The organism is Pararhizobium polonicum, from assembly GCF_001687365.1.
GTDB classification, from domain to species: Bacteria; Pseudomonadota; Alphaproteobacteria; order Rhizobiales; family Rhizobiaceae; genus Pararhizobium; species Pararhizobium polonicum.
This window is the reverse complement of the sequence record NZ_LGLV01000029.1, coordinates 1-13,894: the sequence shown is the minus strand read 5'-3', so window position 1 is coordinate 13,894 and position 13,894 is coordinate 1. Positions and strand designations below refer to the sequence as shown.

General features: G+C 61.7%; 12 protein-coding genes. 3 read left to right on the top strand and 9 right to left on the bottom strand.

Features of this window, described 5'->3' with window-relative positions; translation table 11 throughout:
* Nucleotides 1-266: 266 nt before the first annotated feature.
* From ADU59_RS29335 to ADU59_RS29295, 9 genes are all read right to left on the bottom strand, one after another.
* Nucleotides 267-1,460: a saccharopine dehydrogenase family protein gene (locus tag ADU59_RS29335; protein ID WP_068959391.1), complete on the bottom strand. Its 1,194-nt coding sequence runs from the start codon at nt 1,458-1,460 to the stop codon at nt 267-269.
* Nucleotides 1,461-1,574: 114 nt separating this feature from the next.
* Nucleotides 1,575-3,080 carry an aldehyde dehydrogenase family protein gene (locus ADU59_RS29330; RefSeq protein WP_068959390.1) on the bottom strand — a complete coding sequence of 502 codons (1,506 nt, stop codon included), beginning with the start codon at nt 3,078-3,080 and terminating at the stop codon, nt 1,575-1,577.
* Nucleotides 3,081-3,261: 181 nt separating this feature from the next.
* Nucleotides 3,262-3,609, bottom strand: a complete 348-nt coding sequence (locus tag ADU59_RS29325; protein WP_068959388.1) for a cupin domain-containing protein — start codon at nt 3,607-3,609, stop codon at nt 3,262-3,264.
* Between the two features lie 94 nt (nt 3,610-3,703).
* On the bottom strand, nt 3,704-4,060 hold the full coding sequence (locus ADU59_RS29320; protein WP_068959386.1) for a cupin domain-containing protein: 357 nt from the start codon (nt 4,058-4,060) through the stop codon (nt 3,704-3,706).
* On the bottom strand, nt 4,053-5,345 hold the full coding sequence (locus ADU59_RS29315; protein ID WP_068959385.1) for a nucleotide disphospho-sugar-binding domain-containing protein: 1,293 nt from the start codon (nt 5,343-5,345) through the stop codon (nt 4,053-4,055). Before ADU59_RS29315 ends, ADU59_RS29320 begins: the two co-directional genes overlap by 8 nt.
* Before the next feature lie 16 nt (nt 5,346-5,361).
* Nucleotides 5,362-6,429 (bottom strand): ABC transporter ATP-binding protein, encoded by a 1,068-nt coding sequence (locus ADU59_RS29310; protein ID WP_068959383.1) that lies wholly within the window; start codon nt 6,427-6,429, stop codon nt 5,362-5,364.
* On the bottom strand, nt 6,426-7,217 hold the full coding sequence (locus tag ADU59_RS29305; protein WP_068959381.1) for an ABC transporter permease: 792 nt from the start codon (nt 7,215-7,217) through the stop codon (nt 6,426-6,428). Before ADU59_RS29305 ends, ADU59_RS29310 begins: the two co-directional genes overlap by 4 nt.
* Entirely contained in the window at nt 7,210-8,046 is an 837-nt protein-coding gene (locus ADU59_RS29300) for an ABC transporter permease (RefSeq protein ID WP_068959393.1), read from the bottom strand. The genes ADU59_RS29305 and ADU59_RS29300 overlap by 8 nt, the downstream gene beginning before the upstream one ends.
* Before the next feature lie 174 nt (nt 8,047-8,220).
* The gene (locus tag ADU59_RS29295) at nt 8,221-9,273 is read right to left on the bottom strand and encodes a polyamine ABC transporter substrate-binding protein (RefSeq protein ID WP_244506547.1); all 1,053 of its coding nucleotides are present in this window, start codon (nt 9,271-9,273) and stop codon (nt 8,221-8,223) included.
* Nucleotides 9,274-9,543: 270 nt separating this feature from the next.
* Here ADU59_RS29295 and ADU59_RS29290 point away from each other — a divergent pair, with 270 nt between their 5' ends.
* From ADU59_RS29290 to ADU59_RS29280, 3 genes are read left to right on the top strand one after another with little or no spacing between them, the layout of a single operon-like run.
* On the top strand, nt 9,544-10,509 hold the full coding sequence (locus ADU59_RS29290; RefSeq protein WP_083198480.1) for a GntR family transcriptional regulator: 966 nt from the start codon (nt 9,544-9,546) through the stop codon (nt 10,507-10,509).
* A 15-nt stretch (nt 10,510-10,524) separates the two neighbouring features.
* Entirely contained in the window at nt 10,525-11,790 is a 1,266-nt protein-coding gene (locus ADU59_RS29285) for a nucleotide disphospho-sugar-binding domain-containing protein (RefSeq protein ID WP_068959376.1), read from the top strand.
* Nucleotides 11,791-11,805: 15 nt separating this feature from the next.
* Nucleotides 11,806-13,284 (top strand): aldehyde dehydrogenase family protein, encoded by a 1,479-nt coding sequence (locus tag ADU59_RS29280; RefSeq protein ID WP_068959374.1) that lies wholly within the window; start codon nt 11,806-11,808, stop codon nt 13,282-13,284.
* The last annotated feature ends 610 nt before the right edge of the window (nt 13,285-13,894 follow it).

The window sequence follows — 13,894 nt, the reverse complement described above, 5'->3', positions numbered from 1 at the left end:
TCATAAGAAACTTCAGAGCGAGTTCGTCGGTCGCCAGCAGCGCCGCCGCCCTCGTTGGTGAGCGGTTTATAGGCGACACACCCGAAACAAGTCAACACAGAGTTTCAAGAAAAATGAAGTTTCTTATAAGCGACTGTTATTACTAGTGTATTTCAAATTCACCCGGAAAACACACCGAAGCCGCACAACAATCAACAAATTCCAGAAACAAAATCTTTCCCAAATGGTCAAAATTCGAGCGGGACCGTTTGGGCCGATGAAGGCGCCTAAAGCGCCTTCACGCTATGGCTCACCTTGAACCTGCGCTTCTCCAGTTCAGGGAAGAAATCGGCCGCGGTAAAGTACTCCTCCGGCGCCCAGACGCCGGGGCGTTTCGGGTTCTTCAAAACCAGCTGGGCGGCGATCGAGGCGCTCATCGATGTGCCCGCATCCACATAGGGCGCATACATCTCGTCCGGCGTGACGATAACCTCATAGCGGACCTCGACCGGCTTTCCGTCCTTCAGGCCACGGCCAATGGCGAAATGGATCTCGGAACTTTCCTGCTGCGGAATACGGTGCGGATTGCGGGCGATGTTGCGCTGGATGACGGCATTGAGCACATCGAGCGGCTTCACCGACACGCCGCCGATCTCGACCGGATCGTTGAAATCGCCAAACCCGGCCTTCACCAGACCGACCCAGGCCTCGTGCTCGCGATGCGGCAGATGCAGCTTCCAGGTGAACTCCCGGATCCCCTTGTCACGGATGCCGTCGGCGAGCGGCACCGTCAGCTGCTCGGAGTGAGGCGAATACATGAATTCGCAGCGTCCCCATGGCTCTGGCAGGTCGATCACCTCCCTGCCCGTCATCGGCGCGCATTCGACATGTTTTCCATCGAAGAACTGGGTGCTCGGGTGTGCATATTCGGCCAGCACCGTCGAGACGCTATAGGGCGGCATCAGGATCGGGTTCTCATCGCCGGTCAGTTCGGCTGCCCAGTAGAGGTTGATCTTCTCGATCGTATCGAGTTCGTCGGCGACCGCGCGGCAGATGACGTTGGACATGCCGGGATCGGCACCGACGCCAACAACGGCGGTGACACCCGCCGCCTTGAAGCGCGCGTGTTCGGCGATCTGCTTGACGGTGAAGGTGCCGAGACCGCCGAGATCCATATAGGCAACTTTTGCCGACAGGGACGCCTCGAAGATCGTCATCTGGAAGCCGAGCAGGGTCGGCACGCAGTTGATGCAGAGATCGGCGCCCGAAATCGCCTTCGCCAGACGGGCGGGATCGGTGACGTCGAGGTCGAACAATTCCAGCCGCGGATCGCCGAGATCGGCGGCGAGGCTTTCCATGCGCTCGCGCGATGTATCGCAGATACGGATCGAGGTGATGTCGACGATGGTCCGGTCGGAGACGAGATCGCGGACGATACCAGCGCCCATCAGGCCGGCGCCACCAAGGATGGAGATTTTCATGAGCTAGGCGTCCTTTTCGAATTCTTGCCCGGCGGGCATCAATGTCTTCAGAGAGCGAAGCCCCCTCATCCGGCGCTTTGCGCCACCTTCTCCCCACTGGGGAGAAGGGAATTCTCAGACGTGCTTGCGCCCGCCCTCCTCGTAAAACCAGCTGTCGGGATAGGGGTACCACCACTCGTGGATAACCGGCTTGTGGTCGATGATGACCATCTTGGAGCGGCGGAAGGCGTCCAGTCCCTGGCGGCCGAGTTCACGGCCCATGCCCGACGCCTTCCAGCCGCCGAACGGCAATGCATCATTGTCGATCATCGGATTGTTGACCCAGACCATGCCGGATTCCAGCCGATCAGTCGCCTCCATCGCTTCCTCAAGGCTCGTGGTGAAGACCGAGGCACCGAGACCGAAGGGGCTGTCGTTCGCCCGTTCGATCGCCTCGTTAAAATCGGCGACACGGGCGATGGCGGCGACCGGGCCGAAACATTCCTCCTGCAGGATCGCCATGTCGGGGGTGCAGCCGGTGAGAATCGTCGGCTCGTAGAACCAGCCGACCGGCTCGCTCTCGGGAATTCTGCCGCCAAGGACAACGGTTGCGCCCTTGGCTTTGGCATCCTCGACCAGCCGGATGACTTTTGCCCGCGCTGCCTCACTGACCAGCGGGCCGATCTCGGCTTTTGTCAGGCCATTGCCCACGCGCAGCCGCTTCGTCTCCGTTGCAAATTTCTCGATAAAGGCGTCATGGACGCTGTCGACCACGAAGAAGCGCTCGGCCGAGGTGCAGACTTGGCCGGACATGTGAAAGGCGGCAGTGACCGCACCGGCGGCGGCGATGTCGAGCGGCGCATGCGCGGTGATGATCATCGGATCGCTGCCGCCCGCCTCGATCACGGCCGGCTTCATCTGGCCCGCCGCCGATGCGGCAACGGCTTTCCCGGCGGCAACCGAACCGGTAAAGGCGACGGCATGGGTCAGCGGCGAGGCAATCAGATATTGCCCGACCTCGGCACCGCCCGGCACGCAGGCGATCAGGCCCTCGGGCAGAGCCTCGAACACCTGCATGAATTCGAGCGTGCAGAGCGTCGTTGCCAATGCCGGCTTGATGATGCAGGCATTGCCCGACGCAAGCGAAGCCGCCACCGTCCAGCACATCAGCAGAATCGGGAAATTGAACGGCATGATGTGGACGCTGGTGCCGAGCGCTTCGTATCGCGCATACTGGAACGAACCGGCCTGCGTCGTGCCGGCCACCTTGCCCGCCTCGTCGCGGGCCATTTCGGCGAAGTAGCGGAAGGCGCCGGCGCAGTTGGCGACCTCGCCGATCGCTTCCGGATAGGGCTTGCCCATCTCGCGCGACATCAGCTCGGCACAGACCCGCATGTCGGTTGCTTCGATCCTGTTGGCGATCCTGTGCAGGATGGTGGCTCGGCTCTTGGCGTCAAGACGCTTCCATGCGGATTGCGCTGTTTTGGCTGCGAGCAGCACGGAATCCAGCTCCGCGACTGTCGTGTCGGCGAACGTACCCTCGGCGCCCAGTGTCGCCGGATTGATTACCGTGTGCCGCTCGCCCTTGGCAGGAACATAGACCGGGTGCCGGTAGAAGACGGGGTCGGCTGGATTGAACATCGGTTTTCCTATCGGAGACTTTGAGCATGTGGTGAGAGGCCCCTCACCCTAGCCCTCTCCCCGCAGGCGGGGAGAGGGGATGACGGAGGTTGCCATTTGTCCCTTCTCCCCGTCATGACGGGGAGAAGGTGCCCGACAGGGCGGATGAGGGGCGCCCCTCCGGAGGGTAGCCCCAGCCACCTCAGCGGATCATGTAAACCTTCTTGATCGTCTCATGCACGGTGCACACACCCTTCCAGTCCTGCGGGAAGAAGGCGGCCGTATCCGGCACGATCTCGATGACCTCGCCATTCTCGTGCACATAGGTGCTTCGGCCCTCGAGGAAGTGGCAGAATTCATCGCGCGTCACATGGCAGTCCCATGTCCCGGGCGTGCAGATCCACAGCCCGCATTCGGACTGGCCATCCGGCCCCTTGTGGATCAGCTTGCCGGAGACCTTGGATTCACCCTCGATCATGGTCGGAATGATGCCCCAGTCCTTCAGGTCCGTCTCGTCGAGCGGCTTGCGCATCAGCGGCGTCATCGTCATGGAATGTTTCCTTTCGTTTTTTCTCATCCGGCAGCGCCAGCGGTTTTCTCAGAAACGCGCATGGATCGCCGCAGTATTTCCAAGTCTTGTCCCGTCAGACCAGCATGTAGATGTTGCGCATGGTCTCGATCACGTGGCACTCGCCGGTCCAGCCACCCGGGAACATCACCACGGTCCCCGCCTCGACCGCGATCACCTCGCCCTCATCCGAGCGGTAAACGGCGCGGCCGGCGACGAAATGGCAGAATTCGTCGCGCGGGATCGACAGCCGCCAGCGGCCGGGCGTGCAGACCCAGATGCCGGATTCCGGCTGGTTGTTCGGCCCCTTGTGCACGAGACGGCCGGTCGATTTCGATTGGCCTTCGACGCTGTCGGGCTGCAGACCCCAGTCAACGAGATCGTCGGTGGTCGTGGCGTTGTAGATGTGGGGTGCCGAGGAGGGTTCAGCCATCGAACGTCCCCGTCATCGCCAGCTGGTCGAGAATGGCGGCAGCCTTCTGCGGACCATTCTGCGACTGCATATGGGCGCTGGTGGCCGCCAGCTTCGCCTTCATCGCGGGGTCGCTGACGCAGGCGTCGAGCTTGGCCGCCAGCTCCTCATCGGTCCAGTCATAGCGCGGCATCTTGAAGCCATGGCCGGTTTCGTCGACGCGTGTCGCATTGTCGTGACCGTCCCAGACATAGGGCATGATGATGGCCGGCTTGCCGAAATAGAGGCACTCGGTGAACGAGTTGTTGCCGCCGTGATGGATGGCCGCATCGATCTGCGGAATGACGGACGGCTGCGGAAACCAGCTTTCGACAATAATATTGCCGGGCAGGTCGGTATATTGCTCCTTATAGTCACCGACATTGACCAGCGCGCGATAGGGTAGCTTGCCGATGGTCACGATCAGGCGTTTCAACAGGTCGGTATCGCCGGCGCCGAGGCTGCCGAAGGATATATAGAGCAGAGGCTTGTCATTGTTCTCGGCAAAGGCCGGGACTTCGTATGGCTTTTCCTTGCGCACGCAGCCTTCGAGATACTGGAACTGCTTGGGATCGAGTGGATGTTCTCGGTCGAACTTCACCGATTCAGGATAAAGCAGGAGATTCATGAAGGGAGAGGCCTCGAAGAACTGGCCGATCGGATAGGCTTCCTCCCCGGTCGAGGCGAGGAAGGCGTTGAAATCGTCATGGATCGGCTTGATGACCGTATTGAATTTGTCGCGGTAGGCGGCGTGGCCAGCGAGATCGTCCTGGCGGCAACCGGACAGGTGCGGCGGGATTTTCTCGTCCTCGATCTCGTTTTCCGAGCAGGATATGATGCGGACCCAGGGTTTTCCGAACTGCTTGATCGCCGGAAACAGGATGACATTGTCGACGCAGATCAGGTCGGGCTTGATCCGGGCCAGCACACCCGGCAGATCCTTTTCAGCCCACTTGGCGCTGTCGACGATCGCTTCCCAGCAATCGCGGACATAGTTGTCGATCTGGTCGTAAGGGCTTTTGCGGAAGTTCGGGATATGGCCATTGATGAAATCCTCCCAGAACTTCGCCATCTGCTCCGGCGGCATCGGCGCCGACAGGTTGACCGGATAGGCCTCGAAACCATAGCCCTTGTAGACATCGACGAAGCCCGGATCGGACAGGAAGATGGCCTTGTGACCAAGCGCTTCCACGGCCTGGGCAATACCGACGGAATTCAACGCCGGGCCGAAGGCCGCTTCGGGAAAGAATGCAATCGTCTTGGACATGAGTTCCCTCTTGTTTTTAGTCCTGGAAAAGGCGGCAGGTCGCGGCATCAAATGCGAGCGACACCGCCGCCCCGATCTGCGTAGAGGCCGCGCCGGGTCCCGTCGCCGCGACGCGGACCTGAAGTGGTGCTGAGGACAATGCGGTTTTGACGTAAATCTGCCGGTCGAGGCCGTGATAGGCGACATCGACGACCGTGCCGGAAATACCGGTGCCTGCCGGTTTCAGCGCAATGTTTTCGGGACGCACGGCCAGCACCGCCTTCTGATCGCGCTGCAACCCGCCGGGATCGCAGGCCAGCGTTTCACCGCCGGCGCGAAACAGCCCATCGGCAGAAATCTCACCGTCGATGAAATTCATCACGCCGATGAAGCCCGCGACGAAGCGGTTGGCCGGCCGCTCGTAGACCTCTTCCGGTGTACCGCATTGCAGGATGCCGCCATCCTTCAGCACCGCGACGCGGTCGGCCATGACCAGCGCCTCCTCCTGATCGTGCGTCACGATGATGAAGGTGATGCCGACCTCATGCTGCAGCCGTTTCAACTCGAGCTGCATCTTTTCGCGCAGCTTCTTGTCGAGAGCGCCCAGCGGTTCGTCGAGCAGAAGCACTTTCGGCCGCTTGATCAGGGCTCGGGCCAGCGCCACGCGCTGTTTCTGGCCGCCGGACAGCTCGGCCGGCTTGCGCCCGGCCAGCGCCTGCAGGTCCGTCGTCTTCAGCATCTCGTCGACGCGCGCCGAAATCTCATGCCTGCCGAGCCGCTCCATTTCGAGGCCATAAGCCAGATTCTGCCGCACCGTCATATGCGGAAACAGGGCGTAGGACTGGAACATCAGATTCAGCGGCCGCTTTTCCGGCGCCTGTTCGGTGATATCGGCGCCTGCAAGCCGGATGCGTCCCTCGTCCGGCACTTCGAAACCGGCGATCATCCGCAACAAGGTCGTCTTGCCGCAGCCGGAGGGCCCGAGCAGCGCGAAGAACTCGTTCTCGCGGATATCGAGCGACAGGCCGTTGACGGCAACCGTCTTGCCGAAGCGCTTGACGACGTGATCGACCGCCAGAACCGGGGCTTTGAAAGGAGTGTTCATCGGGTCATCTGTTCTTTGTTCAGCCATTGCGAAAGAAGCAGTGCGGCGGCGCTGACGCCCATGACGATGGTGGCGAGAGCATTGATTTCCGGCGTGACGCCGAAACGGATCATCGAATAGATCTGCATCGGCAGGGTGATCGAGGAGCGGCCGGCACCGGAGGTGAAGAAGGCGATGATGAATTCATCGACCGACAGGGTGAAGGCCAGCAGCGCACCGGCGATGATGGCCGGCAGGAGAACCGGGAAGGTGATCCGCCAGAAGGTCGTAAAGGACGAGGCGCCAAGATCGCGCGAGGCTTCGAGGATGGAGAAATCGAAATTCTTCAACCGAGCCCGCACCACCGAGCAGACGAAAGCCAGATCGAAGATCACATGGCTGACGACGATCGTCGGGAGGCCCATGGTCACGTTCAGCCGCGAGAACAGGGTGAGCAGAGCCACCGCGAGCACGATGTCGGGAATGACCATCGGCGCGAAGGCCAGCGCCTCCAGCGCAGTGCTCTTGCGCTTGCGCGTTTCCATGCCGATCGCCAGCATCGTTCCGAGAACGGTCGCGATCAACGTCGCGAAGATGGCGACGACCAAAGTATTCCATGCGGCATGCAGGATATCGCTATTCCCTGCGAGCGACGCATACCAGCGCAGCGAGAAGCCGGACCATGTCGTCGGCAGACCACTGGCGTTGAACGACAGAAGCACGAGGACCGCGATCGGCAGATAGAGGAAGCCGAAGACGAGAACGAGGATGGCTCGTCCGGTCAGCCTGGTGCGCAGAACGTCAGCCATTGGATGCCTCCTGTCTTTCGCCGCTGAAGCGGGAGGAGGCGCGGGCTTGCAACAGCAGCAGCCCGATCATGATGGCGATCAGCACCATGCCGAGTGCTGCGCCGAACGGCCAGTCGTTGGCGGTCAGGAACTGATCGTAGACAAGATTGCCGATCATCTGGAACCGGCCGCCGCCGAGCAGCGCCGGGGTAACGAAATTGCCGATCGACAACACGAAGACGAACACACCGCCGGCAGCGACGCCCGGCATGGTCAGCGGCAGGGTGACACGGAAGAATGTCCGCACCCGCCCTGCCCCGAGATCGCGCGAAGCCTCTACCAGCTCGCCGTTCAGCCGCGACAGGCTGGAATAGATGGCGAGGATCACGAAGGGCAGGTAATTGTAGACGAGGCCGGTGATGACGGCGCCTTCGCTGTAGAGCAGCGCCAGCGGTTCGCCCTCGTAGCCGAACCAGCGCAACAGATTGTTGATCAGCCCCTCGCGGTTGAGCAGCACGATCCACGCATAGGTGCGGATCAGGTAATTGCTCCAGAACGGCAGAACGGCGAAGAACAGCAGCAGCGGTTGGGTCCGTTTCGGCGCAAGGCAGATGGCATAGGCGGCGGGATAGGCGATCAGGATCGCCAGCAGCGTCGCTATGCCGGCGATGCGCACCGAGGTCAGGAAGATCTTCGCATAGAGCGGATCAATGACCCGCTCAAAATTCTCGGCCGTCAGCGTGTATTCGATGCCACCGTAAAGTCCGCGTGTCAGAAAGGCGTAGGCAAAGATGATCAGGCACGGCACGACCATGAACAGGCCGAGCCAGGCGACGGCGGGCAGAGCCATGAGATTGGAACGAACCGTCTGCGAGGACAAGAAAAGGACTCCGGGTTTAGCTACCCCCTCTCCCCGCATGCGGGGAGAGGGCTGGGGTGAGGGGCTTTCTTCAAAGATTCGAAACAGCCCCTCATCCGCCCTTCGGGCACCTTCTCCCCGCTCGCGGGGAGAAGGAAAGACGGCTCAATTCGCCGCCTTGATCTCGCTTACCGCGCGCGAATAGGCACGCTGGGCCTCACCGAGGTCCTGCAGTTCCTCGTATTTGACCAGCGTATCGGGCGAGACGCCCATGGTCGGATACTTCTTGATCAGTTCCGGATCGAGGCTTTCCATGGCCGGCTTGTTGGGCACTTCATAGAAAATATTGGAGGCGGCCCAAGCATGGTTCTTGGCCTCGAGAATGAAGTCGAGGAACTTCATCGCCGCTTCCTTGTGCTCGGAATTCTTCATCACCACCATGGTGTCGATCCAGAGATCCGAGCCTTCCTTCGGCACGACGAATTTGATCTTGTCGTTTTCGGCGATGCCATAATTGCACCAGCCGTCCCAGGCCTGCACCAGGGATGCCTCGCCGGAGACCAGTTTCGAATAGAACGTCGTGTCGTCATAGGCGAGCAGCGTCTTCTTGGCTTCGATCAGCGCATTCTTCGCCTCTTCGATCTTGGCCGGGTCCTTCTCGTTGACCGAGTATCCCTTGTAGAGCAGACCCGCCGCCATCAACCAGCGGTCGGTGGAGAGCATGGTGACCTTGCCTTTCAGCGCTTCCGGCGGATTGAGCAGATAGGACCAGCTGTCCGGCGTGCCTTCGACGAGATCGGAGCGATAGCAAAGACCGGTGGTGCCCCAGGCATAGGGAACCGCATAGGTATTGCCCGGATCGAAGGCGAGCTTGGTTGCCTGCGGGTAGAGGTTCTTCAGGTTCGGCACTTTTTCGACACCGAGCGGCTCAAGCAGGCCCTGACCGTTGAGAATATGCGCGAAGGGAGAAGAGACGAACACGACGTCATAGCCCTTGCCCTGGCCCGCCATCAGCTTGCCCATGATCTCTTCGTTGGTGGCGTGGTTGACCACCTCGATCGTCAGGCCTGTCGCCGCCTTGAAGCTATCGGCAATATCGGGCGCCATGTATCCGGCCCAGTTGGAGATCACCAGATCGGCCGACAATGCGGAACCGGAGGAAAGAACCGTGGCTGTGACCGCAAGTCCGGCCAGGCGCAGTTTCACTGACGTTTTCAAGGACATCTCCCGTTGCTGGCGCAACCCCCGATACCAGGATGCCCTGGTGATCGCCGCTTGCGCAAATCCATCGTCCCGGAGAGTGTCGCGACGATGCGCGGGCCTGCTCCAGGGGCTCAACCTCTGTTCCCGAAGCGCCGCGCCGGTTATCCGGTCTATGTCTCGCTTCGGCAGGCAGTATTATTTATAAAAAAAATACGTCAATACGAAATCGCATCGCCCGCGAAAAATTCATAAATCCCCTTGCAAGCCCCTTGAGGAAGAGGCAGCATGCGTTCGATTGCAGACGGAACAAGGTCAAGGGCGATGGACGCAGAGGCGAAAAAGGTCAATCATCGCCATGTCGAACTGGCGCAAAAAATACTCGACATCGCGACCGAACGCGGCATGAGCCGGGGCGAACGGCTTCCCGAACAGGCGCTGGCCTCCCGCTGCAACGTTTCCCGTACCCCGATCCGCAAGGCGCTGCAGTTTCTCGCCGAAAAATCGATCGTTACGGCGGAGGCCGAGGGCGGTTATCTGCTTGCCATCGATCCGGCATCCTTCCCCGGCATCGAAGACACCGCGCAGCCGGCCGAAGAGACCGAGCTTTACAATGCCATCCTGCGCGACGTCTCGGCCGGGCGCATCAGCGATTCCCAGACCGTCGCCAGCCTGCAGCGGCGTTACGCGGCATCGCGCAACGCGGTACAAAATGCGTTGACGCGACTGGCCGAGGACAATCTGGCCGAACGTGCGGCCGGTCAGCAATGGCTGATCAAGCAGTTCGCCATCAGCGGCGATGCGGTTGCCAAGAGTTTCGAATACCGCCTCTCCTGCGAACCCCTGGCATTGACCATGCCCGGCTTCCGCCGCGACATTGCGGCGATCACCTCGCTCAGGCAATCGATGGAAATCCTGCGCTCGATGACGGAAAGCAGCTTCGACCAGAAGCTGTTCGAGCGCACCGATTTCGATTTCCACATGCTGATCGCCAGAAGCTGCGGCAACCCCTTCATGTCGGAGGCTCTGTCGAGCCATCATCGCCGCCGCCGCTCGAGCCAGCCGCCGGTGCATGTCAATGCCTTCCGGCTGATGCAGTCCAACATGGAACATATCCAGATGCTGGAGCAGATCGAGCGCGGCCAGCTGGAGCTTGCGGCCGACCTGATGCGCGTGCATATCCAGCTTTCCCATTCCCAGCGGCCACGCCTTGCCGGGCGCGGCGTTCCGCCCGTCTTCAAGATCGTGGGATAGACAGTCGGTGCATGCATGACCCAGCCCAAGGTGATCGCCTTTTTTCCGGAAGCCAGCTACGGCGCCGCCCTCAATTGCGTCGGCATCGCCCAGGAGCTGCGCCGGCTGGGTGCCCGCCCGGTGTTCATCTGTCATCCCGGCTTTCGCGGCGTCTTCAGCGAATACGGATTTCCCGAATATCAGCTGCAGCCGGCGGGCAGTGACAGCCAGACCGACTGGACCGATTTCATCAACCGGCATCAGGACGCCTTTCGGCAAACCCCGCTGGAGCAGGTGAAAAGCTATGTCGCGCCGACCTGGGAGGCGATCGTCGATACGGCAATCGCGGCGGAAGAACCGCTTCGCCAGCTTCTGGCGCAGTTGAAACCATCGGCCATCGTGCTCGACAATGTCGTGATGTTTCCGGCGATCGCCAATGCCGGCGTGCCCTGGGTGCGGGTCGTCTCCTGCGCCGAGACGGAATTGCCCGATCCGCGGGTGCCGCCCTACCTGTCGGGATGCGGCGGTGAGCCCGGCCCGGAATGGGCGGCGTTTTCGCACGCCTATGCCAAGGCCGTAGCGCCGGCCCACAAACGCATGAATGCCTTCCTCGCCGAATGCGGCCTGACCCCGCTGCCGCTAAGCCAATTCCTGGAAAACTCGCCTTTCCTCAATCTGCTCCTGTCGCCCAAGGCCGTCCGGTTCGAGCGCGAAAACCCGCTCGATCCGCAAAAGTTCGTCTATCTCGACGGCTGCATCCGGCAGGAAGCGCCCTATACGCTGCCGCATTTCGCCTCGCATCAGGATGCACCGCTGGTGCTGGCGAGCTTCGGCAGCCTCGGGGCGATGGATGTGTCGATGATCAAGCGGATGATCGGCGTCTTCGAAACCCTGCCCTATCGCTTCATCGTCAATGTCGGACCATGGCGCGACGAATACAGCCGCATTCCCGACAACGTCTTCCTCGAAAGCTGGTTTCCGCAGCCCTCCATCGTCGAGCAATCGAGCCTTTTCATCCACCACGGCGGCAATAACAGTTTTTGCGAGGCGCTCTATTTCGGCGTACCGTCGCTGGTCATGCCGTTCTGCTGGGACGGGCACGACAATGCCCGCCGAGCGCAAGATGCCGGTGTCGGCCGCGCGCTTGACCGCTATCGCTGGAGCGACGGCGAGCTTGCAGCCTCGATCACCGGCCTGCTCGACAATCCCGCCCTGCACGATACACTTGCAACCAATGCACATGCCATGAAGGAGGCCGCCGGCGTGACGGTGGCTGCCAAGGCGATTCTCGACCTGATCTGAAGAAGGACGGCGACCATGCAGGACAGGCTTTATATCGACGGCGAATGGGTACGGCCCGAAAAGGGCGGCACGATGGATGTGATCGATCCGGCCACCGAAGAGGTCATCCACAAGGCTCCGGCCGGCACCAGCGGCGATATCGACACGGCCGTCAAAGCCGCCCGCTATGCCTTCGATTCCGGCCCGTGGCCGCGCCTGACCGGCACCGAGCGCGCCGTCTATCTGCGTGCCATCGCCACGAAGATCACCGAGAAACGCGAGTTTCTGGCGAAACTCGAAGTCGCCGACAATGGCAAGCCCCTGCCCGAAGCGCTCTGGGACATCGACGATGTCGCCGGCTGCTTCAACTTTTACGCGGGCCTTGCCGAAGAACTCGATCACCATCCGGAAGAAACCATTCCGCTCAGCGAGCCGCGCTTTTCCTCACGGGTGGTCCGCGAGCCGCTCGGCGTCGTGGGCGCGATCACGCCGTGGAACTATCCGCTGCTGATGGTGTCCTGGAAAGTCGCACCGGCGCTTGCCGCCGGCTGCACCATGGTGCTGAAGCCATCCGAACTGACGCCGCTCACCGCGCTTGAACTCGGCGTCATCGCGCAGGAAGTCGGCCTTCCGGCCGGCGTGCTCAATATCGTCACCGGCACCGGGCTGCAGGCCGGCGAACCGCTGACCGAGCATCCGCTGGTCGACAAGCTCGCCTTCACCGGCTCGGTCGCCACCGGCCGCAAGGTGATGATGGCCGGCGCCCAGGACATCAAGAATGTCAGCCTCGAACTCGGCGGCAAATCGCCCTTCGTCATCTTTGCCGACAGCGACATCGAAAAAGCCGTCGAGTGGATCATGTTCGGCATCTTCTGGAACCAGGGGCAGGTCTGTTCGGCCACCTCGCGCGTGCTGGTCGAGGCCGGCATCTACGACGCCATCGTTTCGCGGCTCTGCGAGGAAGCGGCCAAGATCAGGATCGGCAACGGCATGGAGGATGGCACACTGCTCGGCCCGATCGTCTCCAAGGGCCAGCATGACAAGATCACCGCCGCCATCGACCGCGCCCGCATCGACGGCGCGACGGTTGCCTATGGCGGCGGCCGGCCGGCCGGTCTCGACAATGGCTATTTTCTCGAGCCGACGGTGCTGACCGGCATGAGCGAGGACAGCTATATCTGGAAGGAAGAGATTTTCGGCCCGGTCGTCTGCGTCAAGCCCTTCAAGGACGAGGACGATGCGATCCGCATGGCCAATGACAGCCGCTTCGGCCTGGCTGCCGCCGTGATGTCGAAGGACGTGATCCGCGCCGAACGCGTCGCCGAGGCTTTCCGGGCCGGAATCGTCTGGGTCAACTGCTCGCAGCCGACCTTCGTGGAAGCCCCCTGGGGCGGCTACAAACAATCCGGCATCGGCCGCGAACTGGGGCGCTGGGGGCTTTCGAACTATCTGGAAACCAAGCAGATCACCCGCTTCAACAGCGACGAGCCGTGGGGGTGGTATATCAAGGGGTGAGGCTGAGCCAACGGGCCGGGAGGGGGTTCTTCACCCTCCCCTTGAGGGGGAGGGTCGGAGCGAAGCTCCGGGGTGGGGGGACCTGCGGCATATGCAATGGACTGTGGCGTGCGCGGTGGGTCACTCCCGCCTGCCGTTTTGCGGCCTTGCCCCTCCCCAACCCTCCCCACAAGGGGGAGGGGGCGGTTCAGCGTTTGCCGCACCCCCAACGTCCCATAGCCACGCGCGAACAAGTCGCCGTGGGTTTTCAAAGAGCAGGTGGCCGGGGCACAACGTATGCCTCAGAGTAAAGTAGTAAATTGACACACGCCGTGCCCCGTTCAGTGTCTTTTGCCGCGCTTCTCAGGTTCTTCTACGCTTTTGCCTCTTGTGAAGGAAAAAGCCTCCAATGCCCCAGCCTGGCCGCTTATCCGCCAGGCCTTTCAATGAGGCGGGGTTTAGCCCTGGACCCATGGACGGCAAAGCCGTCCGGCGGGGTGAACCGCCCGTGGTGTGGCTACCCGGCACGCCCGGCCCGCTTTCACGAACCGGAGGAGAACCGCCTTTCACGCAGCCCCGGGGATTTGACGCGCGTTTCGCCAAACCGTCCGGGCACCGGCCCCGCCTCGCC

Bases quoted from the DNA above. Each gene is read 5' to 3' on its own strand.
- ADU59_RS29335 (WP_068959391.1), bottom strand. From the start codon at position 1,460: ATGAAAATCTCCATCCTTGGTGGCGCCGGCCTGATGGGCGCTGGTATC.
- ADU59_RS29330 (WP_068959390.1), bottom strand. From the start codon at position 3,080: ATGTTCAATCCAGCCGACCCCGTCTTCTACCGGCACCCGGTCTATGTT.
- ADU59_RS29325 (WP_068959388.1), bottom strand. From the start codon at position 3,609: ATGACGATGACGCCGCTGATGCGCAAGCCGCTCGACGAGACGGACCTG.
- ADU59_RS29320 (WP_068959386.1), bottom strand. From the start codon at position 4,060: ATGGCTGAACCCTCCTCGGCACCCCACATCTACAACGCCACGACCACC.
- ADU59_RS29315 (WP_068959385.1), bottom strand. From the start codon at position 5,345: ATGTCCAAGACGATTGCATTCTTTCCCGAAGCGGCCTTCGGCCCGGCG.
- ADU59_RS29310 (WP_068959383.1), bottom strand. From the start codon at position 6,429: ATGAACACTCCTTTCAAAGCCCCGGTTCTGGCGGTCGATCACGTCGTC.
- ADU59_RS29305 (WP_068959381.1), bottom strand. From the start codon at position 7,217: ATGGCTGACGTTCTGCGCACCAGGCTGACCGGACGAGCCATCCTCGTT.
- ADU59_RS29300 (WP_068959393.1), bottom strand. From the start codon at position 8,046: ATGGCTCTGCCCGCCGTCGCCTGGCTCGGCCTGTTCATGGTCGTGCCG.
- ADU59_RS29290 (WP_083198480.1), top strand. From the start codon at position 9,544: ATGCGTTCGATTGCAGACGGAACAAGGTCAAGGGCGATGGACGCAGAG.
- ADU59_RS29285 (WP_068959376.1), top strand. From the start codon at position 10,525: ATGACCCAGCCCAAGGTGATCGCCTTTTTTCCGGAAGCCAGCTACGGC.
- ADU59_RS29280 (WP_068959374.1), top strand. From the start codon at position 11,806: ATGCAGGACAGGCTTTATATCGACGGCGAATGGGTACGGCCCGAAAAG.